Annotated in this window: 29 protein-coding genes; 22 read left to right on the forward strand and 7 right to left on the reverse strand. The window is 40.5% G+C overall.

Going from position 1 to position 26,192, the window contains the following annotated elements:
- Window positions 1-41 precede the first annotated feature (41 nt).
- From ACE1TI_RS12810 to ACE1TI_RS12820, 3 genes are all read left to right on the forward strand, one after another.
- Window positions 42-1,256, forward strand: a complete 1,215-nt coding sequence (locus ACE1TI_RS12810; RefSeq protein WP_375007984.1) for an aspartate aminotransferase family protein — start codon at window positions 42-44, stop codon at window positions 1,254-1,256.
- Window positions 1,253-2,374, forward strand: a complete 1,122-nt coding sequence (locus ACE1TI_RS12815) for an N-acetyldiaminopimelate deacetylase (protein ID WP_375007985.1) — start codon at window positions 1,253-1,255, stop codon at window positions 2,372-2,374. Before ACE1TI_RS12810 ends, ACE1TI_RS12815 begins: the two co-directional genes overlap by 4 nt.
- A gap of 84 nt (window positions 2,375-2,458) precedes the next feature.
- A complete protein-coding gene (locus ACE1TI_RS12820) occupies window positions 2,459-2,641 on the forward strand; it encodes a cold-shock protein (RefSeq protein ID WP_375007986.1) in 183 nt (60 codons plus the stop codon).
- A gap of 338 nt (window positions 2,642-2,979) precedes the next feature.
- Here the strand turns inward: ACE1TI_RS12820 and ACE1TI_RS12825 are convergent, their stop codons facing one another.
- Window positions 2,980-3,822 (reverse strand): mechanosensitive ion channel family protein, encoded by an 843-nt coding sequence (locus tag ACE1TI_RS12825; protein ID WP_375007987.1) that lies wholly within the window; start codon window positions 3,820-3,822, stop codon window positions 2,980-2,982.
- A gap of 401 nt (window positions 3,823-4,223) precedes the next feature.
- On the opposite strand from ACE1TI_RS12825, the gene ACE1TI_RS12830 reads away from it, so the two are divergent.
- The 5 genes from ACE1TI_RS12830 to ACE1TI_RS12850 all read left to right on the forward strand — a co-directional run bounded on the left by ACE1TI_RS12830 (window position 4,224) and on the right by ACE1TI_RS12850 (window position 7,122).
- The gene (locus ACE1TI_RS12830) at window positions 4,224-4,775 is read left to right on the forward strand and encodes a peroxiredoxin (protein ID WP_375007988.1); all 552 of its coding nucleotides are present in this window, start codon (window positions 4,224-4,226) and stop codon (window positions 4,773-4,775) included.
- A gap of 270 nt (window positions 4,776-5,045) precedes the next feature.
- Complete coding sequence (locus ACE1TI_RS12835) at window positions 5,046-5,504, forward strand: TlpA disulfide reductase family protein (RefSeq protein WP_375007989.1); 459 nt, start codon at window positions 5,046-5,048, stop codon at window positions 5,502-5,504.
- Window positions 5,505-5,668: 164 nt separating this feature from the next.
- Window positions 5,669-6,154 carry a peptidoglycan recognition protein family protein gene (locus ACE1TI_RS12840; RefSeq protein WP_375007990.1) on the forward strand — a complete coding sequence of 162 codons (486 nt, stop codon included), beginning with the start codon at window positions 5,669-5,671 and terminating at the stop codon, window positions 6,152-6,154.
- A 54-nt stretch (window positions 6,155-6,208) separates the two neighbouring features.
- Window positions 6,209-6,376: a peptidoglycan-binding domain-containing protein gene (locus ACE1TI_RS12845; RefSeq protein WP_375007991.1), complete on the forward strand. Its 168-nt coding sequence runs from the start codon at window positions 6,209-6,211 to the stop codon at window positions 6,374-6,376.
- Between the two features lie 80 nt (window positions 6,377-6,456).
- Window positions 6,457-7,122 carry a potassium channel family protein gene (locus ACE1TI_RS12850; protein WP_375007992.1) on the forward strand — a complete coding sequence of 222 codons (666 nt, stop codon included), beginning with the start codon at window positions 6,457-6,459 and terminating at the stop codon, window positions 7,120-7,122.
- Window positions 7,123-7,255: 133 nt separating this feature from the next.
- Here ACE1TI_RS12850 and rnjA read toward each other — a convergent pair whose 3' ends face one another.
- On the reverse strand, window positions 7,256-8,923 hold the full coding sequence (gene rnjA / locus ACE1TI_RS12855; RefSeq protein ID WP_375007993.1) for a ribonuclease J1: 1,668 nt from the start codon (window positions 8,921-8,923) through the stop codon (window positions 7,256-7,258).
- A gap of 3 nt (window positions 8,924-8,926) precedes the next feature.
- Window positions 8,927-9,136 (reverse strand): DNA-dependent RNA polymerase subunit epsilon, encoded by a 210-nt coding sequence (locus tag ACE1TI_RS12860; protein WP_375007994.1) that lies wholly within the window; start codon window positions 9,134-9,136, stop codon window positions 8,927-8,929.
- A 497-nt stretch (window positions 9,137-9,633) separates the two neighbouring features.
- Here ACE1TI_RS12860 and ACE1TI_RS12865 point away from each other — a divergent pair, with 497 nt between their 5' ends.
- Window positions 9,634-10,410, forward strand: a complete 777-nt coding sequence (locus ACE1TI_RS12865) for a Cof-type HAD-IIB family hydrolase (RefSeq protein ID WP_375007995.1) — start codon at window positions 9,634-9,636, stop codon at window positions 10,408-10,410.
- 65 nt (window positions 10,411-10,475) lie between these two features.
- Here the strand turns inward: ACE1TI_RS12865 and def are convergent, their stop codons facing one another.
- Both def and ACE1TI_RS12875 read right to left on the reverse strand, forming a co-directional pair.
- The gene (gene def / locus ACE1TI_RS12870; protein ID WP_375007996.1) at window positions 10,476-11,021 is read right to left on the reverse strand and encodes a peptide deformylase; all 546 of its coding nucleotides are present in this window, start codon (window positions 11,019-11,021) and stop codon (window positions 10,476-10,478) included.
- Window positions 11,022-11,177: 156 nt separating this feature from the next.
- On the reverse strand, window positions 11,178-11,363 hold the full coding sequence (locus tag ACE1TI_RS12875) for a YjcZ family sporulation protein (protein WP_375007997.1): 186 nt from the start codon (window positions 11,361-11,363) through the stop codon (window positions 11,178-11,180).
- Between the two features lie 356 nt (window positions 11,364-11,719).
- Between ACE1TI_RS12875 and ACE1TI_RS12880 the strand changes: the two genes are divergently transcribed.
- The 6 genes from ACE1TI_RS12880 (at window position 11,720) to ACE1TI_RS12905 (ending at window position 18,288) form a co-directional block, all read left to right on the forward strand.
- Entirely contained in the window at window positions 11,720-12,424 is a 705-nt protein-coding gene (locus ACE1TI_RS12880) for a YkyA family protein (RefSeq protein WP_375007998.1), read from the forward strand.
- A 697-nt stretch (window positions 12,425-13,121) separates the two neighbouring features.
- A complete protein-coding gene (pdhA, locus tag ACE1TI_RS12885) occupies window positions 13,122-14,165 on the forward strand; it encodes a pyruvate dehydrogenase (acetyl-transferring) E1 component subunit alpha (RefSeq protein WP_375008036.1) in 1,044 nt (347 codons plus the stop codon).
- A gap of 3 nt (window positions 14,166-14,168) precedes the next feature.
- Complete coding sequence (locus ACE1TI_RS12890; RefSeq protein ID WP_375007999.1) at window positions 14,169-15,146, forward strand: alpha-ketoacid dehydrogenase subunit beta; 978 nt, start codon at window positions 14,169-14,171, stop codon at window positions 15,144-15,146.
- A gap of 120 nt (window positions 15,147-15,266) precedes the next feature.
- Window positions 15,267-16,559, forward strand: a complete 1,293-nt coding sequence (locus tag ACE1TI_RS12895; RefSeq protein ID WP_375008000.1) for a dihydrolipoamide acetyltransferase family protein — start codon at window positions 15,267-15,269, stop codon at window positions 16,557-16,559.
- A 2-nt stretch (window positions 16,560-16,561) separates the two neighbouring features.
- Window positions 16,562-17,977: a dihydrolipoyl dehydrogenase gene (gene lpdA, locus ACE1TI_RS12900; RefSeq protein WP_375008001.1), complete on the forward strand. Its 1,416-nt coding sequence runs from the start codon at window positions 16,562-16,564 to the stop codon at window positions 17,975-17,977.
- A gap of 101 nt (window positions 17,978-18,078) precedes the next feature.
- Window positions 18,079-18,288 carry a hypothetical protein gene (locus ACE1TI_RS12905; RefSeq protein WP_375008002.1) on the forward strand — a complete coding sequence of 70 codons (210 nt, stop codon included), beginning with the start codon at window positions 18,079-18,081 and terminating at the stop codon, window positions 18,286-18,288.
- A gap of 16 nt (window positions 18,289-18,304) precedes the next feature.
- Here ACE1TI_RS12905 and ACE1TI_RS12910 read toward each other — a convergent pair whose 3' ends face one another.
- A complete protein-coding gene (locus tag ACE1TI_RS12910) occupies window positions 18,305-19,909 on the reverse strand; it encodes a glycine betaine uptake BCCT transporter (protein ID WP_375008003.1) in 1,605 nt (534 codons plus the stop codon).
- Between the two features lie 392 nt (window positions 19,910-20,301).
- On the opposite strand from ACE1TI_RS12910, the gene ACE1TI_RS12915 reads away from it, so the two are divergent.
- The 5 genes from ACE1TI_RS12915 (at window position 20,302) to ACE1TI_RS12935 (ending at window position 23,531) form a co-directional block, all read left to right on the forward strand.
- Complete coding sequence (locus ACE1TI_RS12915; protein WP_375008004.1) at window positions 20,302-21,144, forward strand: polysaccharide deacetylase family protein; 843 nt, start codon at window positions 20,302-20,304, stop codon at window positions 21,142-21,144.
- A 28-nt stretch (window positions 21,145-21,172) separates the two neighbouring features.
- Window positions 21,173-21,610 carry a hypothetical protein gene (locus ACE1TI_RS12920; protein WP_375008005.1) on the forward strand — a complete coding sequence of 146 codons (438 nt, stop codon included), beginning with the start codon at window positions 21,173-21,175 and terminating at the stop codon, window positions 21,608-21,610.
- A gap of 387 nt (window positions 21,611-21,997) precedes the next feature.
- Window positions 21,998-22,111, forward strand: coding sequence for a GapA-binding peptide SR1P (locus ACE1TI_RS12925; RefSeq protein ID WP_375008006.1), 114 nt, complete (start codon window positions 21,998-22,000; stop codon window positions 22,109-22,111).
- A 172-nt stretch (window positions 22,112-22,283) separates the two neighbouring features.
- A complete protein-coding gene (locus ACE1TI_RS12930; protein WP_375008007.1) occupies window positions 22,284-23,240 on the forward strand; it encodes an NAD(P)H-dependent flavin oxidoreductase in 957 nt (318 codons plus the stop codon).
- A 15-nt stretch (window positions 23,241-23,255) separates the two neighbouring features.
- Window positions 23,256-23,531, forward strand: a complete 276-nt coding sequence (locus tag ACE1TI_RS12935; protein ID WP_375008008.1) for a UPF0223 family protein — start codon at window positions 23,256-23,258, stop codon at window positions 23,529-23,531.
- 512 nt (window positions 23,532-24,043) lie between these two features.
- On the opposite strand, the gene ACE1TI_RS12940 is transcribed toward ACE1TI_RS12935, so the two are convergent.
- Window positions 24,044-24,676 carry a YktB family protein gene (locus tag ACE1TI_RS12940; RefSeq protein WP_375008009.1) on the reverse strand — a complete coding sequence of 211 codons (633 nt, stop codon included), beginning with the start codon at window positions 24,674-24,676 and terminating at the stop codon, window positions 24,044-24,046.
- Between the two features lie 308 nt (window positions 24,677-24,984).
- Here ACE1TI_RS12940 and ACE1TI_RS12945 point away from each other — a divergent pair, with 308 nt between their 5' ends.
- Window positions 24,985-25,173, forward strand: a complete 189-nt coding sequence (locus tag ACE1TI_RS12945) for a hypothetical protein (protein WP_375008010.1) — start codon at window positions 24,985-24,987, stop codon at window positions 25,171-25,173.
- A gap of 169 nt (window positions 25,174-25,342) precedes the next feature.
- Entirely contained in the window at window positions 25,343-26,164 is an 822-nt protein-coding gene (locus ACE1TI_RS12950) for an inositol monophosphatase family protein (RefSeq protein WP_375008011.1), read from the forward strand.
- The last annotated feature ends 28 nt before the right edge of the window (window positions 26,165-26,192 follow it).

Below are 26,192 nucleotides of genomic sequence, written 5' to 3' on the forward strand. Positions count from 1 at the left end.
TATTTGGAACGAAAACTTCTTAATGGAAGGGAAGTAGAAAAATGAACTGGATGCAGCTGGACCAGGAATATATGATGCCTACCTATAACCGCCTGCCGATTACGGTAGCAAAAGGGGAAGGCAATTATATAATGGATGAAGACGGAAAAAAATATTTGGATCTGTTTACCGGCCTGGCGGTCAACATTTTAGGGCACTCTCATCCCTATTTGATGAAAAAATTAGAAGAACAGTCCAAGCAGTTTTTGCATGTGTCTAATTTTTTCTTAAATAAACCTGCGATTACACTGGCTCATCGTTTGATTGAGCATTCAGTAAAAGGAAAAGTGTACTTCGGCAATTCCGGAGCGGAGGCGACAGAAGCAGCTGTGAAGCTGATTCATAAATGGACCTCTGCTCAAGAGGAATCAAAACAGGGCATTGTAGTGTTAAAAAACAGCTTTCACGGACGCACGCTAGGGGTTATTCGTTTGACACGCCAACCCGGTATTTATCAGGATTATCCCGCAGCCGATTATCCCGTATATGAAATTGCGGCAGAGGACTTGGAAGCACTGGAAGAAGTGTTTAAAGAAAAGAAGCCCGCTGCTCTTTTAATGGAACCCGTTTTAGGTTCGGGCGGTATTATGCCTTTGTCAAATACATTTTTACAAGAATCAGAAAAATTATGCAGGCGCTATAATGTATTGTTTTGCATGGATGAAATCCAAACCGGTATGGGCCGTACCGGAAAATTGTTTGCATATCAGCATGCTGGAGTAGAGCCTGATATTATTTTATTTGCAAAAGGGATCGGCGGCGGCCTGCCGCTTGGTGGTTTGATTGCTAAAACAGGCTTAGATGAGCTTTTTCAGCCAGGTGATCATGGAACTACCTTTGGACCTTCTCCGTTGAGCGCCGCGCTTGGGAACGCAGTACTTGATGTTCTGATGGAACAGGGCGGCATGGAACAAGGCCGGGAACATGCAAATTATTTAGAAAGCCAGCTTGAGTATTTAAAGGTACGGAGCGGAAACAAAATAAAAGAAATACGCGGAAAGGGTATGATGCTTGGCATACTCTTGAATGATGATGCGGACGAAGTGAAAAGTATTCAGCAGCAGCTTCTTCGAAGAGGATTTATGATCAATGTCACTCAGGGGAAGATCATCCGTCTGCTGCCACCGTTAACCTTGAAAAAAGAAGAGATCGATGCTTTTATTCTTGCCCTTGAAGAAGAATTGGCGGCAAGAAGAGGAGGCGTGAGTGCTACGTGAATAAAGAACAGCTTGTCACTATCCGAAGAGAGCTTCATCAAATTCCAGAAGCGGGGTTTGAGGAATTTAAAACCCAGCAGTATGTAAAAGAAAAGATTGCTGCCATGCCACAGAATTTTCTTACGATAGAAGAATGGAAAACAGGACTTTTCGTATTTGTTAAAGGATATGATGGTAAAAAAACTCTAGGGTACAGGACGGATATGGATGGTCTCCCTATTGAAGAAAACACCACTTATTCCTTTCGCTCGCAGCATAAAGGAATGATGCATGCTTGCGGTCATGATATTCATATGACGATTGCACTCGGAATTCTTGAGCATTTTACGATTAATCAGCCAAAACATCATTTATTGTTTTTGTTTCAGCCGGCAGAAGAAGGACCGGGGGGCGCTAAGCCCATGCTTGCATCTGAAGAATTCCAGCGTTTTAAACCTGATGAAATGTATGCTCTTCATATTGCGCCTGAGTATCCGGCAGGAGCCATTGCAACCAAATCTGGGCTTCTTTTTGCCAATACATCAGAGCTTTTCATAGATTTGAAAGGAAAAGGGGGGCATGCAGCTCGTCCGCATACCGCAAATGATATGGTGGTCGCAGCAAGTCACCTTGTTACACAGCTCCAAACGATTGTCGGACGAAACGTGGATCCACTTGATTCTGCGGTAGTAACCGTTGGAAAAATCAGCGGAGGAACAAAGCAGAATATTATTGCAGAAACAGCACGAATAGAAGGTACCATTCGGACACTTTCAATAGAAAGCATGGAAATGGTGAAGCGGCGCATCCGTGCTTTAACAGCTGGGATTGAGGCTGGCTTTGATTGTGAGGTATTCATAGACTGGGGCTCAAATTACTGTCAGGTATATAACGATGAAAAGCTGACGGAGTCATTTATGGCATTTACCCAAGAGCTGTCTAACGTGCAATTGATAGAATGCCGGGAAGCAATGACAGGAGAAGACTTTGGTTACTTTTTAGAAGAGATACCAGGGGTTATGTTCTGGCTTGGCGCCGATACACCATACGGCCTGCATGACGCTCGAATTGAGCCAAAAGAAGAAGCTATTTTCACAGCTGTCACACATATGATTAACTTTTTTTCTAAAGATCAATAACTCCTGTTTCCACAGGATCCTCTTTCAAAAACGTTTTTTTCAATTGTGGTATAATAAAAAGAGGAACAAGAAAGGGATGGGTTTATGGCTTATTATAATGGAAGAAAAGAAGCACCTCCTGAAGTGGAAACAAAAGTCTGGTCATGTACGAATGACGATTGTGCAGGTTGGATGAGAGAGAATTTTACGTTTGAAAGTGAGCCCAGTTGTCCTTTGTGCCAGTCCGAAATGATAAAAGATACAAAAACATTGCCGCAGATAAATTAAGTAAATTGAAAAAGGGGTTGTCTCGAAAAAAGAGATAACTCCTTTTTCATTTTCACTTTATCCATGAGGTGTTGAAGTCCGCGGCTAAGCAAAAGAGTCGGCGGTCATCAAGGAAGAGTGTTGGAACCCATGGCTGTAGAAAAAGAGACGGAACGATAATAAAGGAAGGGAATTGCACTCCTGAGAAGTTTACATCGTGTCTTGCTCAGAACTTTCCGTACAAAATAGTGAAAAACAAGCAAAAAAAGCCGCTCGTAAATGTATCATTTCACGATCAGCTTTTTACATATAAGCCTCTTATTCTTCAAGGCTCGTTACTCTCTGGCTTCTTAAATGTATTAAGCGTTTTGTTTCTTTTCTACGTAGACCTGATGAGGGAAAGGAATTTCAATGCCATTTGCGTCGAGAGCTTCTTTGCAGGCTTTACGCAATTTCCGCTCGATGCCCCACTGCTCCATGTTCTCTGTCTTACCCAAAATACGGATTACCACGTCGGAGTCTCCTAGTGTTTGTACGCCAAGCACGTCTGGTCCTTCTTTAATGGCTGGTTCTTCTTCCGCCATCTTGTCACAAACGCTCTGTAACACCGTGATAGCTTCTTCGACGTTATCATCATAAGAAATACTGATATCTACCATTGCTCTCATATTTCCTCTTGAATGATTGTCAACCGTGCTGACTTCCCGGTTTGGTATAAAATGAAGGGTTCCGTCAAATCCGCGAATCTGTGTCGTGCGAAGGCCGACTTCTTCCACCACTCCATCAATACCTGCAACCGTTACGTAATCTTCTACGTCAATTTGCTTTTCAAGTAAAATGAAAAAGCCTGTGACAACATCACTGACAAGCCCTTGTGCCCCAAATCCGACAGCCAAGCCTACAATACCAGCTCCAGCGATTATAGGGGCGATATCCAATCCAAAAATACCTATAAAAATAGTGATGAAAATAAAAATTAAAACATAGGAAAATACATTGACGCTTAGTCTCAAAAGAGTTTGAACTCTGCCCGGGTGCATATGCCGCTGCTCCTGCATTTTCGTGAAACCGCGGTTAATTATGTTTTTACCGATTGCTCTAGCTATGAAAAAGCCAATGATAGTAAGTATAATCTGCAAAATAACGAGCAGGGCTCCACCGATAAAGTTTCCCCAAAAGTCGTTTTCTAACATTTGATCCATTTAGAACACTCCTTTAACCAATAATCATGACGCGTTTTCCCTTTATAAAATAACAAAACATCACAGAATTACGACACAGTATAGCATAATTAGCTGGTTTGAAAAAAATTATTTATTTCGAGCATTTCGAGCATATTATTTTACATACTTGTCTTAATTTTGTAGGCTTTAACGTAGAGATGAGAAAAACATGACAGTTATTCTCAATATTTTAACTCAATTTTTTAGTAAATATAGTTTTTAATTGGTGAATTAGGGTAAAGCTATGTGTGGAAAGGTTACAAAGTACGAGCTATTATTTAAATTAATTACAATTTAATATTGACTTTAATTTAAGGCTCGTATTATAATAACAATTGGTAAAGATAACAAGAACATTTATCAAAAAGGAGTGCAAGCAAATGAGCGAAAAGCGAATGGTAGCTAAACAAGCACCGCGTTTTGAAATGGACGCAGTAATGCCAAATAAAGAATTCGGTAAAGTAAGTTTGGAAGATATTATGAAAGAGGACAAGTGGACAGTTCTTTTCTTCTATCCAATGGACTTCACTTTCGTATGCCCTACAGAAATCACTTCTCTAAGTGATCGTTATGATGAATTTGAAGACCTCGATGCAGAAGTTATTGGAGTATCTACTGATACAATCCACACTCATAAAGCTTGGATTAACACTTCCCGTGATGATAACGGTCTTGGAGACCTGAATTATCCATTAGCAGCAGATACAAATCACCAAGTTTCTGAAGACTATGGTGTTTTGATTGAAGATGAAGGTGTAGCATTGCGCGGCTTGTTCATCATCAGCCCTGAAGGTGAGCTTATGTATTCTGTTGTAAACCACAACAACATCGGCCGTGATGTAGACGAAACACTTCGTGTACTTCAAGCTCTTCAAACTGGCGGACTTTGCCCTGCAAACTGGAAGCCAGGTCAAGAAACATTGAACGTATAATAGCAAATATTGAAAGTTTGAAACGAACGAAGAGGTCTAGCAGCAATGTTAGACCTTTTTCTTGCAAGTAGAAAAAGTGTTTATCTGTCTAGCTGCATCGCACAGCCTTTCTAAATTAAATAACCTCCAGGTATAAAGGCACAACTCCGCCTTTTCTTTCCCTGTCAAGGCTGGTCGAAGAGTTTACACTTCTTTCTTGACAAGATATTTTTATTTAATTTATAGAATACATTGTAAGGATTACAGAATAAGAGGAGGAAAACGACAACCATGGCACTTAAATTAAGATCAGAAATGCCTGAAATTACCGGTGCGACTACCTGGTATAATGGCGAAGTATCAAAAGAAGACTTAATCGGTGATAAACCGACATTAATTCATTTTTGGTCGGTCAGTTGCGGTCTTTGTAAAGAGGCTATGCCAAATGTGAATGAATTCCGTGATGAATATAAAGATGACTTAAACGTTATTGCGGTTCACATGCCTCGTTCTGAAAAAGATCTGGATCTCGACCAGATCAAAGAGGTGGCGGATGAACACGGAATTACGCAGCCGATATTTGTGGACAATGAGCACAAACTAACAGACGCATTTGAAAATGAATACGTGCCAGCGTATTACGTATTTGATAAAGATGGCACTCTTCGTCACTTCCAGGCCGGAGGCGGCGGCATGAAAATGCTTACCAAACGCGTTAACCGCGTTCTTGGTAATAATGAGAAAAAATAAATAAAGAAATGTTAAGCTGCGGGATAGATCCTCCTGCAGCTTTTTTCATGCAAGATGCGGCGTTATTAGGCGGTTTCCTCTTCCAGGGCGACAAGCCGCGCTTTTCTCATTTCATTTCCTCTTTTTTCACCTTCTACGGTCATATTATTTATGGAGGTGTTTATATGAACATAATAAACCGAATAGAACAGCTGCCAGTCCATTCTTCTAAAACGTATAAAACGAGATCCCTATCTATCATTCATCATCTAATACTCCATCACAGCGGTGTTTCAAACGGCTCGCCGGTGTCATATGCAAGGCACCATGTCTATACTAATAATTGGCCGGGGATCGGTTATCATTATGTAATCGAGCAAGATGGCACAATCCTGAAATGCCAAAAAATGACAACAATTTCTTACCACACGGGTGGATACAACACACATTCTATCGGTCTTTGCTTAACGGGCGATTATTCTAGAAATACACCCCCTCCACGGCAATTACGTTCTACTTATCAGCTAGTAAGGCAGCTCATGCAGACTTTTTCTATTAACAAAGATAAACTACTTGGCCACCGGGAGTGTGAGGGTCATGCGTCGAATGTGTGTCCTGGATTCGATATGAACGAATTTCGAAAAAACCTTACATCTTTTTCACATGACTAGTTCTCATTAGAAAGTAAAAATCCTCTTCTGAAAAGGAGGGACAGAGGTTCCCATGTGCTGAAGCTTCAAGAGCTATTAGAGCTAAATAAGGTATCTCCAGGAGCAATTGATGGAATCTTTGGGCCTCAAACAGAACAAGCGGTTCGTACCTTTCAAAAAAAGAAAAAACTGACTGCTGATGGCATTGCAGGCCAGAAAACATGGGCTGCCCTGAAACGATAAAGGTTTTGCGGAAGAGAGGGGAATCGGTTAAAATAGTAACAGCAATATTTGGCATAATGGAGACAACGGAGGAAAAACCCATGAAAAAGCAATTTGCTGTGATCGGGCTTGGTCGTTTTGGAGGAAGTATATGTAAGTCCTTAGCTTCTGAGGGGATGGACGTTCTGGCTATCGATTCAGATGAAGACAAAGTAAATGAATTCGCCCCAATTGTCACACAAGCAGTAATTGCTGACAGTACGGATGAAAAAGCGTTACGAGGGCTTGGCATCCGAAATTTTGACCACGTTATCGTCGCGATTGGCGATAATATTCAGGCGAGTATTTTAACGACACTTATTTTAGATGAAATGGACATTGAACATATTACGGTAAAAGCTCAAAATAGTTATCATGAAAAAGTACTGCGCCGTATCGGAGCAGATGAAATCGTGCATCCCGAAAGAGACATTGGTGTCCGTATTGCTCACAATGTAGTATCTAAAAACGTATTGGATTATCTTGAACTCTCCGATGAATATAGTATCGTTGAACTGGCCGCAGGCCCTACCATTGATGGAGAGACCATTATTGATCTGGATCTTCGTTCAAAGTATGGCTGCAATATATTAGCTATTAAACGAAATGATGATATTCACGTTTCACCGCGGCCCGAAAAAGAAATTCAAGAAGGGGACGTTCTCATTGTCATCGGTGCCGATAAAGATATTAACCGCCTGGAAAACCATTGGATTGATGAAACGTAAAACAAAAGACATAAGTGTTTTTGGCGGTCGTATGATCCTTCCTTCCAAGATTTTTCTTGAAAGCCAGTAACTCTTACAATTAAGTCCAAAAAAAGCCGGCGTGGAGTAACATCCATGCCGGCTTTTTATCTGTTTATACTTCCATGATGATAGGAAGAATCATTGGTTTTCTTTTTGTTTTTTCATATAAATATGGAGACAGTTGATCAATAATTTCATTTTTGATCTCTGACCATTGCGTGGTTTTTCGTTTCATTACTTCATCGAGGTGTTTTGCAAGCCGTGCCTGGGCATCGTTAATCAAATCGCTTGACTCCCTCATGTAAACAAAGCCTCTGGAAATAATATCAGGACCAGCAGAAACTTTGAAGTTTTTCATGTCAATGCTTACTACCACCACTACAAGCCCTTCTTCTGATAAAATCCGGCGGTCGCGCAATACAATATTGCCAATATCTCCTATGCCGTTGCCGTCGACATAAACAGAGCCGGACGGCACTTTTCCTACCACGGATGCGCTTTTTTTCGTTAGTGCTAATACTTCGCCATTTTCCATGATAAATGAATTTTCTTCCGGGATACCGCAGTCTTTGCCGAGAATGGTGTGCATTTTTAACATGCGGTATTCCCCGTGAATAGGCATGAAGTACTTAGGTTTCATCAGCCGAAGCATTAATTTTTGTTCTTCTTGACCGCCGTGGCCGGAAGTATGGATGTTGTTAAGGGATCCATGAATTACATTGGCACCGGCTCGAAATAATTGGTTAATGATTTTATTAACGGATAATGTGTTCCCTGGTATAGGAGAACTTGAAAACACAACGGTGTCGCCGGGAATAATCTGAATCTGACGATGGGTGCCATGAGCAATTCTAGACAAGGCAGCCATCGGTTCTCCCTGGCTTCCTGTACATAAAATAGCAGCCTGGTCATCAGGAATTTTGTTTAATTGGGAAGGCTCCACAAAAGTACCTTTCGGAGCTTTAATATAGCCTAACTCTTGTCCAATGCTAATTGCAGACTCCATGCTGCGTCCAAAAACAGCTATTTTCCGGCCGTCCCGTACAGCTGCTTCTACAGCTTGCTGTAATCGGTAAATATTCGAAGCAAAAGTAGCAAAAATAAAGCGACCCTCTGCTTGGTGAAGGATAGTGTCAATACTTTTTCCGACTTTTCGTTCAGACATCGTGAAACCAGGAACTTCACTGTTTGTACTATCTGATAAAAGACATAAAACACCTTCTTCACCAATTTGTGCCATTTTTGATAAATTAGCAGGCTCTCCTACTGGAGTGAAATCAAATTTAAAATCTCCGGTATGCACAATGTTGCCTTCCGGGGTATTGACGACAACGCCAAGTGAATCCGGAATACTGTGAGTCGTCCGGAAAAAAGAAACTTTCGTTTTCTTAAATTTAATAACCTGATCTTCTTTTACCACATTCAGCTTTGCGCGCCGCAGAAGGCCATGTTCTTCAAGCTTCCCTTTTAATAATCCAATAGCAAGCTTTCCGCCGTATATCGGCACATTTACTTCGCGAAGCAGATAAGGAATGCCGCCAATGTGATCTTCATGGCCGTGAGTAATAAAAAGACCTTTAATTTTATCTTTATTTCGGACGAGGTACGTATAATCAGGGATTACGTAATCAATTCCGAGCAATTCATCTTCTGGAAACATAATTCCGGCATCAATGAGAATGATCTCATCTTGATACTGTATGGCGTACGTATTTTTACCGATTTCGCCTAAACCTCCCAGGGCGAAAACCGCAACCTGATATTTTTTAATCTGTTTCATGCTTTACAAATTCTCCACTTTAAAATCTTCGTGTTTTTCTTCGAATCTCAGGAGGTCTTCTGAAACCGGTTGAACAAATTCAATATTATAATTTTTATCCGCCAATTTATGCCGTACTTCACGTTCCGTTTCCGCTTCAATAAACATTGCATCCGTATTCTCTCGAACTGGAACTTCTTGAAAGTTTTTTTGATAAAAAACTTTGTAGATCATCGTTCTATCTCTCCTCTTTCTGTTCTTCTATACATAAAGAAACAACACCTGCAGCTTGTCCTGGGATCAGCAGGAGCAGTAACTCCATATAAACGTTCATTAATAAAAGCTCTACCATATATTATAAATCAAACATACGATATTTTCATCTCTATCATATATAAGTGAGGCATGAAGAATCTGGTTAACCCGGTTAGACTCAATTAACAAATTGTAATCGATTTATATCTTTTTTTCAATAGGGACCTGCTTATACGGGCAAATACCGGTGTTTTGGAAGCAAATTTCTGCAGCGCTTAAGCAGTTTTTTCCGCCACTTTTTTAACATGATCATTCCCCTTTCAATATCTCGGTATTATTATTTTGGCTAAATAAAGGAAATAACACCGTTGAATTTATTGGAAACAGAGAAAATGAAACAGGAAACCAGGTATGATAAAATATAGGCGTTATAATACAGAGATAGATAAAATGTTAATTGGATAGGGTGAGAAGAAATGAAAAAACCTTCGATTGTCTTTTTCGACATTGACGGTACGCTGTACACGCAGGAAATGACGCTGCCTGATTCATCTAAGGAAGCTATTAAAGCAATTAGAGACAGCGGCACGTATGTGGCTATAGCCACTGGGCGTGCACCGTTTATGTTTGAATCACTCCGGAAAGAACTTGGTATTGAAACATTTGTCAGCTTTAACGGGTCTTATGTGGTAGCGGAAGGCGAAGTCATTGAAAAAAGACCGCTTGAAACAGAAAAAATGGAAGAGCTTCAGCTTGCTGCAGGTTCGGAAAGTCATCCTATGGTATTTTTAGACCATGAACAAGCAGCTGCTAATGTAGAGAATCATGACCATATTTCAGAAAGCTTAGGGGATTTAAAAATGCCTTACCCCCCTATCAGTAAAGATTTTTATAAACAAAAAGAAATTTATCAGGCCCTTTTATTTTGTGGAAAAGAAGAAGAAGAGCTGTATAAAAACAATTATGGAACGTTTAATTTTGTAAGGTGGCACAAACGTGCGCTTGATGTGCTGCCAGCAGGAGGTTCTAAAGCAGAAGGTCTTCGTGCAATTGCTAATCATTTAGGATATACAATGGAAGACACAGCAGCTTTCGGTGACGCTTTGAATGATATTGAAATGCTGACAGAAGCGGGAATCGGTATAGCAATGGGAAATGCACTGGAAGAAGTAAAGCAGGCAGCAGACATCGTTACAGCACCTGTATACGAAAACGGAGTACAGCAGGGATTGGAACGGCTTGGTCTATTATAAAAACGCGGAAACTTTAGCATAAAATAAGCGAGCCGGGGATCGATCGTGTCCTCGCTCGCTTATTTTTATAATTTGGGCAGTTCTTTAGTGAACGCGTCGTCATAGCCTTCAATCCGGTCATAAAACATGATGCCGTTTAAGTGATCAAGCTCATGCTGGAACACAATTGCAGGAAGGCCGCGCAGCCGTAATTTTACTTTTTCATTGTCTAAGGTGAAAGCTTCCACCGTAATTCTTTTATAACGAGGGACAGTTCCAGGAACTTCCCGGTCAACTGATAAACAACCTTCACCGCCTTCTAAATACGTAGTTTCAACGGAATGGCTGACAATCTTTGGGTTGAAAAAACCATAGCTGTATAAATTATCTTTATCATCTGTCACATACATGGCAAACATTCGTTTTGTAATGCCAAGTTGAGGTGCCGCAATTCCTACCCCGGATCGAAGGTTATATTTTTCTGCGATTTCAGGGTCCTGACTGTTTTTGAGAAAATCCAGCATTTTTTCTAATGTTTCCTTATCTTCTGAACTTGGGGGAACCGCCACTTCTTCTGCTATTTCTCGTAACGCGGGATGCCCTTCACGGACGATATCCTTCATCGTAATCATTTAAATCCCTCCACAAACGCTGACACTAATCACTAATATATAGAAAAAAATGAAGCCTGTCGTATTTTCGTTAAATAAGTATATCAGAAAAAACGAATCTTCAAAAGAAAAAGAAAGGCCCGCGGGGGAGGCGGACCTTCGGAAAACTTCCTAACACTAGTCTTTGTAACCGAGTTTAGATGCTCCGACGATAATGAGAAGTATGAATAATACTACGATTAACGCGAAACCTTTTCCGCGTCCATAGCCATAGCCGTATCCACCGATCATGCCTGGGCCGACATTGGCTTGAGCGCCGCCGACCATACCAGGACCGACATTGGCTTGAGCGCCACCGACCATGCCAGGACCGTAATTATAACAATGATGTCCCCACATAGCTTTCTCCCTCCTTTAAACGTGGAATGCCTTGTATGGGGCATTTCCCTAATACCTTATGTAAAAATAAAGAAATGGGATGGGCAAAAACCCAAAAAAAGCAGATGTTATGAAGAAAAAGAAAAAAGCATACATTAACTAAGACAAATAGGAGCATGTGGTGCAGTGTATACTCCACAACTTTCTAATATTGATTTAGAAAGAATGTTGCTATATGATTGTGAGGGTAAATATTGTAAAAACAATTGTAATATGATAAATAACAGAGGCCGGCTGCAAATACGGCTCTGGTGGATGGAGAACAGGGAGGGGGTACTGCTGTGCTGGTACATAAAAAAGGAATTTGCTTCGCAGCTGCTGTATTAGGTTTAGTTGTGGTGATGAGTGCATGTGGTAAAAGTCCTGAGGAACAAGTTTATGCTCATTTAGAAGAAGCAGTTTCGCTGGAAGAAGACTTTGAGCAGCAGCAAGAACCATTAATGGAGCTGGAACAACAAGAGCAAAATTTATATGAAGAAATGCTTACTTTAGGGTCTGAAGAGCTAGAGGAAATTGAAGAGCTTGCTGATGAAGCCATCAGTTATGCAGAAGAACGAAAAGGGCTGTTAGAATATGAAAAAGAGAGTATTGAGGAAGCTTATGAAGAATATAAGCTTGGAGAAGAACAAATGGAAAATGTAGAAGGCGCAGAAGAAGAGGCAGAGGCAGTAAAGGATGCCATGAATAAACGCTATGATACGTATCAATCACTTTATGAAAGTTATGAAAAAGCTATAAGTGATGATATTGTCTTATATGAGGCGTTCACAAAGGAAGACTTAACAATAGAAGAATTGCAGTCCCATATAGATGATGTAAATGAAACGTATAAAAAAGTTGTAGACAACAGGGATCTATTTAATGAATATACAGATGATTACAATGAAGCAAAACAAGCATTTTATGAAGCGTCCAGCCTGGAAATAACTGCTGAGAATGAAGGGGAAGAAGAGACTTCAGATAATGAAGAAGAAACAGAAGAATAGTGAATCGTTCGAAGCTGGAGCAGTCCCAGAATGGAAACGGGACCGCTCTTTTTTTGTTTTGGAACGGGGTACCGAAATTTTATGAATTAATACATAAACCTAAGAAAATGGGCCATTTTAAGAAATTCATATGGTTGAGCTCTGTTATAGAAGAAAATTATTTTGAATGCGCTTACAATCGTAAAACCTGTTTATAGCAAATTATTAAATGATATATAACAGTATTGGAAATGCAGAAATTATTAAGTAACACGAAAAGTCTAAAAAACGTTTGAGCAAAAAGGATTGACGAATCTTTTTCATTTAGTATATTCTTATCAGTGGGCAGGGTTGTTTCATTTTTTTATAAAAATAAGTGAAACAGCCAAAAAGATTTGCACAAAAACAGACATATGATTATGCATAAGTGGTCACGGGTAATATGAAAATAGTGGATTGTTAAAGTATTAAATACTGATGTTTCTAGCACTATCTGGTTACCCTAAGGTTTGTAAGAAATGGCCGGGCAATGGGTTCATTGTTTAGCTCATTTGTGATGGTAAGAGACCGGGATGTTTGAAGATGTCTACTTTTTATCGTCTGGTTCTCTTTCATAATAAGAAATAGTACAAGCCAGCATATTTAACCACGTAAAGAAAGGAAGAGGTGAACATTTGTGGCTACCAAAACATTGGAGCAAGTTGAAGGTCACTTTGAAATGTTTCAGATTTTGAATGAAGAAGGGGAAGTCGTTAATCAAGACGCCCTTCCTGATCTATCGGATGATGATTTACAAGAGCTTATGGAGCGCATGGTTTACACCCGTATTTGGGACCAGCGTGCAATTTCCTTGAACCGCCAGGGCCGTTTAGGTTTCTACGCTCCAGTAGCGGGACAGGAAGCATCGATGCTGGGTTCTCAGTTCGCTTTGGAAAAAGAAGACTGGATTTTACCTGGTTACCGTGATGTCCCTCAAATCGTTTGGCACGGTCTTCCGCTGTATCAAGCATTTTTGTATTCCCGCGGTCATTTTCACGGCGGCCAAATTCCTGAAGAAGTAAACGTATTGATGCCTCAAATTATTATCGGGGCCCAAATCGTACAAACTGCTGGTGTTGCACTAGGCTTGAAACGAAAAGGCAAAGATAATGTAGCTATAACTTATACCGGTGACGGCGGTGCTTCCCAAGGGGACTTCTACGAAGGAATGAATTTTGCCGGAGCATACAACGCACCAGCAATTTTTGTGGTACAAAACAACCAGTTTGCGATTTCTGTTCCAGTAGAACAGCAGTCCGCTGCCAAAACAATTGCACAAAAAGCAGTAGCTGCCGGTATTAACGGCTTGCAAGTAGATGGTATGGATGTGCTTGCTGTGTACGCTGCAACCAAAGAAGCACGTGAAAATGCAGTAAACGGCAACGGTCCGACATTACTTGAAACGATGTGCTACCGCTACGGTCCGCACACTATGGCAGGTGATGATCCTACACGTTACCGTACATCTGATCTTGATGATGAATGGGAGAAAAAAGATCCATTAGTGCGATTCCGTAAATATCTCGAGAGCAAAGATCTCTGGTCTGAAGAAAAAGAAAATGAGATTGTGGATAAAACAAAAGACGACATTAAAGCTGCGATTAAGAAAGCAGACGATACACCGAAGCAGAAAGTGTCCGACTTGATTGAAATTATGCATGAAAAGCTGCCAGCTAATTTGCAGCAGCAGCTTGAAGAATATAGAGAGAAGGAGTCGAAGTAAGCTATGGCGCAAATGACAATGATTCAAGCAATAACGGATGCGATGCGTACGGAGCTGAAAAACGACGAGAATGTTCTTGTTTTCGGTGAAGACGTTGGGCTAAATGGTGGAGTATTTAGAGCAACTGATGGCCTGCAGGACGAATTTGGGGAAGAGCGTGTGTTTGATACACCGCTTGCTGAATCTGGTATTACCGGTTTATCCATTGGTCTTGGATTAACAGGTTTCCGTCCGGTCATGGAAATTCAATTTTTCGGTTTCGTTTTCGAAACAATGGACGGAGTAGCTGGGCAAGCTGCGCGTATGCGTTACCGGTCCGGTGGAAATTATCATTCACCAATCACTATTCGTTCTCCATTTGGAGGCGGGGTTAAAACTCCGGAACTTCATGCGGACAACTTGGAAGGATTAATGGCACAATCTCCTGGATTAAAAGTAGTTATTCCTTCCACTCCGTATGATGCGAAGGGACTTTTGATTTCATCTATCCGTGACAACGATCCAGTTGTATTCCTTGAGCATATGAAACTGTATCGTTCCTTCCGTGAAGAAGTGCCGGAAGAAGAATACACTATTGAAATTGGCAAAGCGGATGTGAAACGAGAAGGAAAAGATATTACAATTGTTACTTATGGTGCCATGGTGCACACTTCCTTAAAAGCTGCAGAAGAACTTGCAGAAGAAGGAATTGAAGCCGAAGTTATTGACCTTCGTACAGTAAGTCCGCTTGATATGGACACGGTGATTGAATCAGTGAAAAAGACCAATCGTGCTATTGTTGTACAGGAAGCACAAAAGCAAGCTGGTGTCGGAGCAAATGTTGTAGCTGATATTAATGACCATGCCATCTTGCACCTAGAAGCTCCAGTTCTTCGTGTAACTGCACCGGATACTGTGTATCCATTTGCAGCTGCAGAAGATGTATGGCTTCCAGATCATAAAGACGTGGTAGAACGAGCAAAAACAGTAATTAATTTCTAAGGATCATTTAAATAGAATCAGGCTGGAAAAGAATGCAAGGAACGTTTTCTTTTTCAGTCTCTTAGTATGTCCGGTAGAAAATGTGGAACAAGATTGAGATAACTGAAGGAGGCAAATGAAGTGGCTTTCGAATTCAAACTTCCAGATATTGGTGAAGGTATTCATGAAGGTGAGATTGTTAAATGGTTTGTTAAGCCTGGGGATACTATTAAAGAAGATGATACACTTTGTGAAGTACAAAACGATAAAGCAGTAGTAGAAATTCCTTCTCCAGTAGAAGGAACTGTAAAAGACGTAAAAGTAGACGAAGGAACGACAGCGGTTGTAGGCGATGTTATTTTAACCATCGACGACGGAAGCGAAGATACTCCGGAAGAAGAAAGCGGAGACGATTCTGGTAAAGAAGAAAAGCAAGAAGAAAAACAAGAAACTTCTGAGAAGAAAGAAGAGAAAAAAGAGGAAGCTCCTGCAGCTGTCGATGAAGCTGAAGACGACGGCAAGCGTGTGATTGCCATGCCTTCTGTGCGCAAATACGCTCGTGAAAAAGGCGTAGCTATTCAAAAAGTGCAAGGAAGCGGCAAAAACGGCCGTGTTTTAAAAGAAGACGTGGACGCTTATCTTGAAGGCGGACAAGAAGCTGCAGAAGATACAGGTGCTAAAGAAGAAGCTCCAGCAGAAACAACGGCACCAGCTGCGGCTCAAAATACAGGTGCTCTTGAAGAGCGCGTTCCAATGAAAGGAATTCGCAAAGCTATTGCAAAAGCAATGGTGAACTCCAAACAGACAGCACCTCATGTGACGCACATGGATGAAGTAGATGTAGCGAATCTTGTTGCTAATCGTAAGAAGTTTAAGCCAGTAGCAGCAGAAAAAGATATCAAACTCACGTATTTGCCATATGTTGTTAAAGCATTAACTTCGGCACTTCGTGAATTCCCGGCATTAAATGCATCTATTGATGACGAAAATGAAGAAATTGTGTACAAAAAGTATTATAATGTAGGTATCGCTGCTGATACAGAACAAGGACTTGTTGTACCAGTAGTGAAAGATGCCGACCGTAAATCCATCTTTATGCTTGCAGATGAAATTAATCAGCTTGCAGGCAAAGCCCGTGACGGCAAACTTTCTTCGGAAGAAATGAAAGGCGGATCCTGCACTATTTCAAACGTAGGCTCTGCTCAAGGCCAATGGTTCACACCAGTTATCAATCACCCGGAAGTTGCTATTTTGGGTATTGGAAGAATTGAAGAAAAAGCAGTCGTTCGTGATGGAGAAGTTGTCATCGCACCTATGCTTGCATTATCCTTAAGTTATGACCACCGTCTTATCGATGGAGTCACAGCTCAAAATGCGTTAAACCATGTAAAACGCTTATTAAACGATCCAGAATTATTAGTAATGGAGGGGTAAAAATGGTTGTAGGAGATTTCGCAGAAGAAGTAGATACGCTGATTATAGGTTCCGGACCAGGGGGCTATGTTGCAGCTATCCGTGCTGCGCAGCTAGGCCAAAAGGTAACGATTGTGGAAAAAGGCGATGTAGGCGGTGTATGCTTGAACGTAGGCTGCATTCCTTCTAAAGCTCTAATTCAAGCAGGTCACCGCTATCATGAAGCAAAATCCGGCGGAGATGAAATGGGTATTACTGCAGAGAAAGTAAACGTTGATTTTTCTAAAGTACAGGAATGGAAAGCCGGCGTCGTGAAAAAATTGACTGGTGGTGTTCAAGGGCTTCTTAAAGGAAACAACGTGAACATCGTCCAAGGTGAAGCTTATTTTTCCGATGAAAACTCTGTAAAAGTCTCAATGGATGAATACAATTCGCAAACGTACAAATTTAAAAATTGTATTGTTGCTACCGGCTCTCGTCCAATCGAGCTTCCAAATTTTAAATACAGCAAACGCGTCATCAACTCCACTGGCGCGCTTAGTCTTGACGAAATTCCAGAGAAGCTCGTTGTTATTGGCGGCGGCTATATTGGTATTGAGCTTGCAGGCGCTTATTCCAACCTCGGTTCTGAGGTGACTGTGCTGGAAGGTGAGAAACGTATCCTCGGTGGATTTGAAAAACAAATGGCACAGCTTGTTCAGCGTCGTTTGAAGAAAAATGGCGTGAAGTTCGAAACACAAGCATTTGCACAATCGGTAGAAGAAACGGACAATGGTGTGACAATCAAAGCAGAAGTCAAAGGAAAAGAAAAGTCCTATGACGCAGACTATGTACTTGTTTCAGTTGGCCGTAAACCAAATACAGATGAGCTAGGTCTCGAGCAAATCGGTGTAGAACTTGATGAGAAAGGCTTCATCAAAGTAGACAAACAGTGCAGAACAAGCAACAAGAGCATTTATGCAATTGGAGACATTATTGAAGGCCCTCAGCTTGCGCATAAAGCTTCTTATGAAGGAAAAATTGCTGCTGAAGCTATTTCTGGCGAAGCTTCTGAAATTGACTACTTGGGTATCCCAATGGTGGTATTCGCTGAACCAGAACTCGCAAGTGTAGGTTATACAGAAAGTGAAGCCAAAGAAGCCGGCTATGATGCTGTTGGTGCGAAATTCCCGTTCCAGGCTAACGGAAGAGCACTTTCTCTTAACGATTCTGAAGGGTTTATGAAGCTGGTTACCCGAAAAGAAGACGGTCTTGTAATCGGCGCCCAAATCGCTGGACCAAACGCTTCTGATATGATTGCAGAAGCCGGCCTTGCGATTGAAGCAGGAATGACAGCAGAAGACCTCGCTATGACCATTCACGCTCACCCGACATTAGGGGAGATCACAATGGAAACTGCTGAAGTGGCGCTTGGCACACCTATTCATATTACAAAATAAAGAGACGGATTATACAGGAAAGTGTCCTCCAATAAAGGAGGGCATTTTTTTGTGGGGAAAAGAGGCTGTTATAGCGCGTAGAGTTAAATATAGAGGTACAAGTGGCTGGTGGTGTTGTTTTTATGGCAGTTTCTTACAATACTAGCCGGATGAAGCAATCTACTAGCCAATTGAAGCAATTTATTTTCCAAAAAGCCGATTTTATTATCCAAAAAAAGCAAAATATTATCCATATCAAAATTTCATCAGGGTCTGGCCACAAAAACACTGAAATAGACAAAAATCCCTCTATGCTTATATTTCAAACATAGAGGGGTACACATTTTTCTATCTGTTTTTAGGAGCTTTCACTTGTTTTTTCAATTCTTCTTTTTCTTTCTTCAAGCGTTCTTTTTCTTCTCGAAGCCGGTTTCGTTCTGCTTGAATAGCCGCTTTATCTGTCTGCAGGATATTCCGTTCGCTTTTGAGTGCTTTGAATATGGAAACTACCATTAACAGCATGACGAATGTAAATGGCAGCGCCGCTATAATCATAGCCATTTCCAGGCCTGCGAGACCGCCGAAATACAGTAGAACTGCTGCTGCAGAAGACTGAATAGCGCCCCAAACCATTTTAACAGAGGTAGGAGGATTTAAGCTTCCATTTGTCGTTTGCATCCCCAGAACAAACGTTGCTGAGTCTGCGGAAGTAACAAAGAAAGAAATAATAAGCAAAATCGCGATCGTGATCATAATAGACGCTAATGGGAAGTTTTCAAGCAGGGAGAATAAAGCAATTTCTTCGCCTTGCTCACTCATTATGTTATATAGCTGTCCGTTCATTGCGTCATCTAGAGAGATACCAGTTGCTCCAAATACTGAAAACCACATAGCACCGAATATAGTTGGAACAGCAAGTACTCCAAGTACAAACTCACGAATAGTCCGTCCACGGGAAACCCTTGCAATAAACGTTCCTACAAATGGAGACCATGCAATCCACCATGCCCAATAGAAGATCGTCCAGCTTTCAAGCCACTCTCTATCACCTGTGAAGGTGGCTGTGCTGAAACTCATGCTAGGAAGATTTTGAAGATAACTTCCGAGTGTTGTGGTAAATACATCAAAAATGAATACCGTAGGTCCTACTGCTAGTAAAAATAACATAAGACCGACAGCCAGCACGATATTGGTCATACTTAAAATTCGAATCCCGCGATTTAAGCCCGTACCTGCAGATATAAGGTAAAGCACAGTAATAATACCAATAACAATTACTTGCGTCCCAATGTTATTTGTAATAAAACCGAACGAGTGACTAAGCCCGCCAGTAACCTGGGCAGCCCCGAAACCTAATGATGTTGCTACACCAAAAATGGTTGCAAAAACAACTAATACGTTAATTAATGTACCAACAGGTCCGTCCACTTTATCTCCAAAAATAGGCCGGAGTGCAGCACTTACAACGCCTGGTGCATCATGACGAAACTTAAAATATGCAAGGGCTAGTGCAACGATAGCATAAATAGCCCATGGATGAATGCCCCAGTGGAAAAAGGAATAACGTAGAGCAGCCGCTGCTGCTGCTCCGCTTTCCGGCTCGCCAGCTGGAGGGCCATAATAGTGATAAAGAGGCTCTGCAACGCCCCAAAATACAAGACCGATCCCCATACCAGCAGTGAAGAGAAAAGCGAACCACGTAAAGTAATTATACTCTGGTTTTTCATCAGGTTTACCCAATTTAATTCTTCCATATGGACTGAAAATAAGGTAGATAGCAAAAATCACAAAGGTTGTTGCCGATAGCAAATAAAACCAACCGAGTTTTTCAGAAATAAAAGCCTGAATATTTCCTAATATGTTTTCTACGTTATCTGGTGCAATCACGCCCCAGATGATGAACAATAAAGCAATAATAAAGGAAATGTAAAAAACAGGTGTTAACTTCCTCATCTTAGGCAAAACCACCTTTCCTAGGAATTTTAAATGCATTACGTTTCTCAATAGTTAGTAATTGCTATGTGTACTAAATAGACCAAACCTGATTTCTCTTCACAAGACAATTATACTTTATTATTTGTGAAAGCATATTGTCTAATACCTGAAAAATCCACAAAGGAAATTATAACATGTACAAAAAAGGGGTCAACAGATAACACCTAACAACCTTATATACCCATCAAACGGCACAACTAATCAAAAAATAGCGAAAATTGACTAAGTTTATTGTGGAAAAATATAAGTCCAAAGAATTATAAATATAATTATATTTTTTTGATTTTTTTAACCCGTTTTTTCACATTTTTGATATGATAGAAAAAGATAACAGGAGGGGGGAAGAACGGTTGAAAACACTATTACCGCTGGGGGCATTTTTTTTGTTTTTAGCTGCTTGCAGTGCCAATTCTGAGGGCACTGCTTCAGAGACTGAGGAGCCAGAACAAATAGAGGAACAGACAGACAATCAGTCAGAGGAAGAAAATGAATTATCTGATGTGGACGAAAATAAAGAAAAAGCAGCAGAAGAAGAAAATGACGAAGATAAAGAAGAAACATACAGTCCTAAGTATGAAATTCGAAAAAGTGATTGGTCTTTGCAGCACGTAGAAGAATCAAATGAGCGCAATGTGCTTATTACGATTGATGATGCACCAGATTCTCACAGCTTGGAAATGGCTGAATTTTTAGCCGAAGAAAAGGTGCCAGCTATCTTTTTTGTTAATGGACATTTCATAAATGACGAAAAGGGACAGGAGAATTTAAAAGCCATTTATGACTTAGGTTTTGAAATTGGAAACCATACAATGAATCATGTTTCTTTAAATGAAATTTCTAAGGAAGAAACAATGCAGGAGATTGTGGATTTAAATGATTTAATAGAAGAAATAACGGGAGAAAGACCGGTCTTTTTTAGAGCGCCGTTTGGAATAAATACAGATAATTCAAAAGCTATCTTAAAAGAAGAAGATATGACGTGGATGAATTGGACGTACGGATATGATTGGGAAGAAGAATATATGGAATCAGACGCCCTCGCAGAAATAATGGTTAATACAGAACTTCTTACAAACGGGGCTAACCTGCTCATGCATGATAGAGAATGGACGAAAGAAGCACTTCCCAAGATGATTGAACATTTTCGTGAAGAAGGGTACGGATTTATTCACCCCGATGAAATTGTACGTTAATGGAAAGGTGAAGTAAGGGGGGAGTGACATGAATAAGTCAGAATTACTGGACGAAATGAGAATGGAGGTCGGTCTTGCTCAGGACTATGCTGCTACCCTGCACGAGTTTTATATCAAGGTGTTAAAAACTTTTGAACAGAAATGGAATTTCTGTGAAGTGACAGCTATTTATGAAAATAATTGGGACCACTTTCATGTCATTACGCTTCGCGAAAAGGCAAAGGGACTAAAAGTTCCTATAAAAGACAGCCCGGTGTCACATTGCGCGATTCACGGAAAGACTTCGTCGTATTTTACAATAGACAGCACTTATTTATTTGTTCCTTTTTACACAAATGCCATTCTAAAAGGCATTCTAGTTTTGAAAATACGACCAGAACGCTATATTATACAAGAAGAAGACGTCACTTTTTTAAATGAAGTAAGCCGTTTTTTAGGAGCGGCTTCATCAGACTTCTTACAATAAAAATATGGAACATTAAGCTGACTTGCAGCTGTGAGTCAGTTTTTTTTATTGTTTAGGAAATTATTTTTTTACAAGTGTGGATTATCCGCGTCTAGCTTCAGCGCCCAGCCTCTCGGGGTTAAATAACCTCCAGTCATGAAAGGCAAAGAGCGCCTTTAGTGACTGGAGAACATTTACCTGTCGAGGCTGAACAGGGCGCTTGCGCTTTTGTTCTAATGCTGTAAATCTTAATAAATGCGCTTTAATAAATAAAATAAAGTCGCAAGTCTCATTTATCTGGGCGATATTTTTAAATGTGTTATACAATTTAGGGTTGACTTTTTAATTATGACATCATAATATAAAATTACAGTAAACGATAAAACGCTTTCAAAGGAGAGGATTCCAGTGGGAATTATCGTATGCCAAAGCTGTGATCGCACGATCGAACATTTTGATGGAGAAAAAGTGGCAACCTTATATTCTACGAGCTGTAAGAAATGCGGTAAGTCCAAAAAATAAATATCAGACGAGAGCATCCCCTGCTTTTTTCCGGCACAGGGGATGTTTTTTGTGTTTAAACATCAAAAGACAATGCTTGACGAAAATATCCTTTTTCTAATAATCAGCAGGGAAATACTCTTAGATAAAGAAGTCATGATTGAGAGAAAAATAAAACAATGGAGGAGAAACTATGGAATGGAAAACAAGAGTCACCGAGCGCTTACATATTACATACCCAATTATTCAAGGAGGTCTTGCTTATTTAGCGTATTCCGATCTTTCCGCAGCCGTTTCTAACGCAGGAGGCTTAGGACAAATTACAGCGATGTCCTTGCCAGACGCTGAGGCTCTAAAACAAGAAATTCGTAAGGTGAAAGAAAAAACAGATAAGCCCTTTGGCGTAAATTTTGCTATCGGTCAATATAGAAGGCCTTTCGAACACATGGTAGAAGCTTCGCTTGAAGAAGGAGTAGAAGTCATTTCAATGACTGGAGGAAATCCGTCTCCCATTTTTGACTTATTAAAAGGAACCGATGTAAAAAAGCTTGTTTTGGTTGCAGCACGGCGTCAAGCAGAAAAAGCGGAAGAACTTGGTGCGGATGCGGTGATGGTTGTCGGTCAGGAAGGCGGTGGTCATGTTGGAAAACAGGATACAGGCACGATGGTGCTGATTCCGCAGGTAGTTGATAGAGTGTCTATTCCGGTTATTGCTTCAGGTGGAATTGGAGACGGACGCGGAATGATGGCCGCTCTTGCCCTGGGAGCTGAAGGAATAGAAATGGGAACGCGGTTTATTGCCACCAAAGAGTGTGTTCATGCTCATGAACACTATAAGGAAGCATTGATGAAAGGGACCGAAAATGATACGGTAATCATCAAACGTTCCATTGGGGCACCAGGACGTGCGTTAAAAAATGAATGGACGGAAAAAATATTAGAAGTGGAACACCAAACCCCAGAATATGAAAAATTAAAAGATTATATCAGCGGAGAAGCAAATCGTTCTTACATTTATCATGGGAATGATCAAAAAGGATTTGGCTGGGCAGGTCAAGTGATAGGAAGAATTAATGACTGTCCAAGCGTACAAGAGCTGTTTGATCGAATGAAAAATGAAGCTAATGACGTACGAACCCGCTGGTGCTGACAGGAGGGATTCACCTTGGAAGAACAACTGCATATGCCCATTTCCATGGATTGGAGCAAAGAAGAAGTAATTGACGCTGTGAATTTCTATCAAACAATTGAAAGAGCTCATCATAAAGCAGTACCTCGAGAAGATGTACTCGCTCTATATAATCGATTTAAACAAATCGCCCCTTCAAAAAGCGAAGAAAAACAATTATTCCGCCAGTTTGACGAAAGAGCTGGCGTGTCCTGCTGGAAAACTGTCCAAAAAGCAAAAGCAGCAGAGGCCGGTGAAAAAATTAAAATGTAATAAAAACGAGGGTTGTCTCGGAAATAAGGGACAGCCCATTTACCATTTTAAAGCGTTTGCGGAATGAGAATAAGGGGATATGAAGCCCGGACCAGCAGAAAGAAAAGCGAAATGGTAATCAAGGAAAGGGCTTGAAGACCGAAGTTGGAGAAAGCGAGTTAAAACAGAAACCAAAGATGTGTTTTGAAGAACGAAGTCGGAGGAAGTAAATAAATGCGGTAATCAATCAAGGAACTTAAAATATCACTCACTTGTATTTCGGCATCTCCTGTTCAATTACAGAGTTCACATCAAGCCCGCTGCCAATTTCACATTAAGCGCAATGGCGCCACCTTCCGTGATTCATTTTCACGACCGGATGGTTAGCAGACTCCTTTTTGTTTAGGTTGATGTAAATAACACCAGCTAATTGGCAGTCTGACTATACATTCAACAATAAAAGATGTCCGGCAGCATTTGAGCTTACAGGACACCCTCTATAGAAATATTACTAGATTAGATGACAGAACGCTTTAGGAAGTTTGATTGATGGACAGCTCGTAAAAAGGAACAAGAGTTTCAAACGTTTGTTTTGCTTCCTGTAAAAATGCTTCTCCATCTTTTAAGAGGGGATCATCTTTTTTAATATGTTTACCAATGAGAAACTCGCCCTTTTTCACATCACGAAATCTTGTTAATGATTCCGTGAGTTTGTCTTCAGCGATTTCATTAATTGAAAACGCATCTTTTTTTGTATGATCAAGGGAAATAACATAATCATCTGGAAGACTTAGAATATCTTCTTTGTTTTCTAAAAATGACTTTGCTACTTCTTGTTTGTCAGGCATTTCATAAATATAAGCAAGCCACAAAAATACGTGGTCGTCAAACAAGCCGACTTGAAAATGTGGATGTTTTTTATAGCCGCGTTTATTATCTGCTATTCCAAGCCACGTGTCTGTAGGCGGATTTTTTGTTCGCCTCGCGTGTTTAGCAATATGCAAGTACATTTCTTTACCTAACATCATCGAAAGTTCATCTGTTAAAAAGTCGCCAATTTCTTTAAATTTTGGCTGTATACGTTCTTGAATGGCCTCCATTCTTTCATCGAGGCCATCAATATGAAAAGTGTCAAAATCAGAGGATTGAAACCCTTGAAAAGACATATTGTTCTCTCCTTTCAGGTAATGGTTGTTTGTTTCTTCGTACAAGCACCCTTTTCTAATACTTATCATATCCTTCCATGAAAAAGAAAATCAAATACCATGCTTTTAATCATTAAAAACAGTTCTTTCAGCTAAAAACTATTTTCAGCCTTACCGGCCCATTTTCTTTTCAAGAAAGTATCGTTTGAAATTTCAAAATCATATGGTATAATATCAGAAACATAAATATCAGAATATTTAGTCAAACTACTTTATCGACTGTCAGCCTGTCTAGTGTACATCGAAATCATAAAGGGGTGTGGGTGGCCATGGAACAAGTGATTCAAACATTCAAAAGAAAAGATGCAGAAGAGAGAATCCCTGTATTACGCATCGAGATTGACTATGAGCTTGTCAGTTTGCATGATGCCATGTTGGCCGAGGACCTGGTTGCTATGAATGAATGTAAGGCTCGGCTGGAAGAATTAAGACAGGAATTAATTTGTCTAGAAGCTTAAATGAGGATGTTAAAACATTATTTATAATAGAAGGTTGGGCAGAAAACTTTGCCCAGCCTTTTTTTGCGGCAAAATGCCGGCTGGCTGTTTGTTCATTCAATGGAATGTGTATTAATTTCCCTCTGCCTGTGTGATAATGGAAGAATAGATAGTTACAGGAGTGGTTGGGATGAATGAAAACTGGATGGAAATAAAAAACACTGCTTTAAAATGGATGGAAGACGCAGGGAAGATGTTGAAAGAATCTTTACAGGATTCCATGCATGATTCACTTTATGTAAATACCAAATCAAGCCCTAATGATCTTGTGACGGAAATGGATTACAAAGTAGAAAGATTTTTAACCGAGCAAATAAATAATACATTTCCAGAGCACAAAGTATTAGGTGAAGAAGAAGCCGGGGCTGATATTCAATCTACAGATGGTGTGCTATGGATTATCGATCCGATTGATGGCACCACTAATTTTGTTCACCAAAAATACAATTTTGCAATTTCTGTGGCGGTTGCTAAAGATGGCGTTGGACAAGTTGGCATTATTTATAATGTAATGCAGGATGAATGGTTTACAGCTGTAGCAGGAGAGGGAGCGTATTTGAATGACCGCAGACTAGCCCGTGTTACAGAAGTTGACCTTCCTGAAGCTGTTATTGGATTAAACGGGCGGTGGCTTGCACGAGAGAAAAGAAGCGGTGAGCAATCTCTGCATACGATGGTTCGTAAATCAAGAAGTGTACGCTCTTATGGATCTGCAGCCATTGAACTGGCCTATGTAGCCTGCGGCCGCCTTGACAGCTATATAAGCTTTCGTCTTTCTCCGTGGGATTATGCTGCCGGGTTGGTGCTGTTAAATGAAGTCGGTGTTATTACGACTGATTTTCAAAAACAAGAACCATCTCTTTTAGAAAAAAGTAAAATTTTAGCCGCTCGTCCTGGCCTTCACGCCCAGCTCCTTCACTATGTACACAATCATGAAGGCTTTGATTATTAATTAAAAAAACACGTGCATGCTGCGCACG

The organism is Alteribacillus sp. JSM 102045 (assembly GCF_041949975.1).
GTDB lineage: Bacteria > Bacillota > Bacilli > Bacillales > Marinococcaceae > Alteribacillus.

What these genes read in the sequence shown, in the direction of transcription:
- ACE1TI_RS12810 (WP_375007984.1), top strand. Translation starts at nt 42, where the DNA reads ATGAACTGGATGCAGCTGGACCAGGAATATATGATGCCTACCTATAAC.
- ACE1TI_RS12820 (WP_375007986.1), top strand. Translation starts at nt 2,459, where the DNA reads ATGGCTTATTATAATGGAAGAAAAGAAGCACCTCCTGAAGTGGAAACA.
- ACE1TI_RS12825 (WP_375007987.1), bottom strand. Translation starts at nt 3,822, where the DNA reads ATGGATCAAATGTTAGAAAACGACTTTTGGGGAAACTTTATCGGTGGA.
- ACE1TI_RS12830 (WP_375007988.1), top strand. Translation starts at nt 4,224, where the DNA reads ATGAGCGAAAAGCGAATGGTAGCTAAACAAGCACCGCGTTTTGAAATG.
- ACE1TI_RS12835 (WP_375007989.1), top strand. Translation starts at nt 5,046, where the DNA reads ATGGCACTTAAATTAAGATCAGAAATGCCTGAAATTACCGGTGCGACT.
- ACE1TI_RS12840 (WP_375007990.1), top strand. Translation starts at nt 5,669, where the DNA reads ATGAACATAATAAACCGAATAGAACAGCTGCCAGTCCATTCTTCTAAA.
- ACE1TI_RS12850 (WP_375007992.1), top strand. Translation starts at nt 6,457, where the DNA reads ATGAAAAAGCAATTTGCTGTGATCGGGCTTGGTCGTTTTGGAGGAAGT.
- rnjA (WP_375007993.1), bottom strand. Translation starts at nt 8,923, where the DNA reads ATGAAACAGATTAAAAAATATCAGGTTGCGGTTTTCGCCCTGGGAGGT.
- ACE1TI_RS12860 (WP_375007994.1), bottom strand. Translation starts at nt 9,136, where the DNA reads ATGATCTACAAAGTTTTTTATCAAAAAAACTTTCAAGAAGTTCCAGTT.
- ACE1TI_RS12865 (WP_375007995.1), top strand. Translation starts at nt 9,634, where the DNA reads ATGAAAAAACCTTCGATTGTCTTTTTCGACATTGACGGTACGCTGTAC.
- def (WP_375007996.1), bottom strand. Translation starts at nt 11,021, where the DNA reads ATGATTACGATGAAGGATATCGTCCGTGAAGGGCATCCCGCGTTACGA.
- ACE1TI_RS12875 (WP_375007997.1), bottom strand. Translation starts at nt 11,363, where the DNA reads ATGGTCGGTGGCGCTCAAGCCAATGTCGGTCCTGGTATGGTCGGCGGC.
- pdhA (WP_375008036.1), top strand. Translation starts at nt 13,122, where the DNA reads ATGTTTCAGATTTTGAATGAAGAAGGGGAAGTCGTTAATCAAGACGCC.
- ACE1TI_RS12890 (WP_375007999.1), top strand. Translation starts at nt 14,169, where the DNA reads ATGGCGCAAATGACAATGATTCAAGCAATAACGGATGCGATGCGTACG.
- lpdA (WP_375008001.1), top strand. Translation starts at nt 16,562, where the DNA reads ATGGTTGTAGGAGATTTCGCAGAAGAAGTAGATACGCTGATTATAGGT.
- ACE1TI_RS12910 (WP_375008003.1), bottom strand. Translation starts at nt 19,909, where the DNA reads ATGAGGAAGTTAACACCTGTTTTTTACATTTCCTTTATTATTGCTTTA.
- ACE1TI_RS12920 (WP_375008005.1), top strand. Translation starts at nt 21,173, where the DNA reads ATGAATAAGTCAGAATTACTGGACGAAATGAGAATGGAGGTCGGTCTT.
- ACE1TI_RS12930 (WP_375008007.1), top strand. Translation starts at nt 22,284, where the DNA reads ATGGAATGGAAAACAAGAGTCACCGAGCGCTTACATATTACATACCCA.
- ACE1TI_RS12940 (WP_375008009.1), bottom strand. Translation starts at nt 24,676, where the DNA reads ATGTCTTTTCAAGGGTTTCAATCCTCTGATTTTGACACTTTTCATATT.
- ACE1TI_RS12945 (WP_375008010.1), top strand. Translation starts at nt 24,985, where the DNA reads ATGGAACAAGTGATTCAAACATTCAAAAGAAAAGATGCAGAAGAGAGA.
- ACE1TI_RS12950 (WP_375008011.1), top strand. Translation starts at nt 25,343, where the DNA reads ATGAATGAAAACTGGATGGAAATAAAAAACACTGCTTTAAAATGGATG.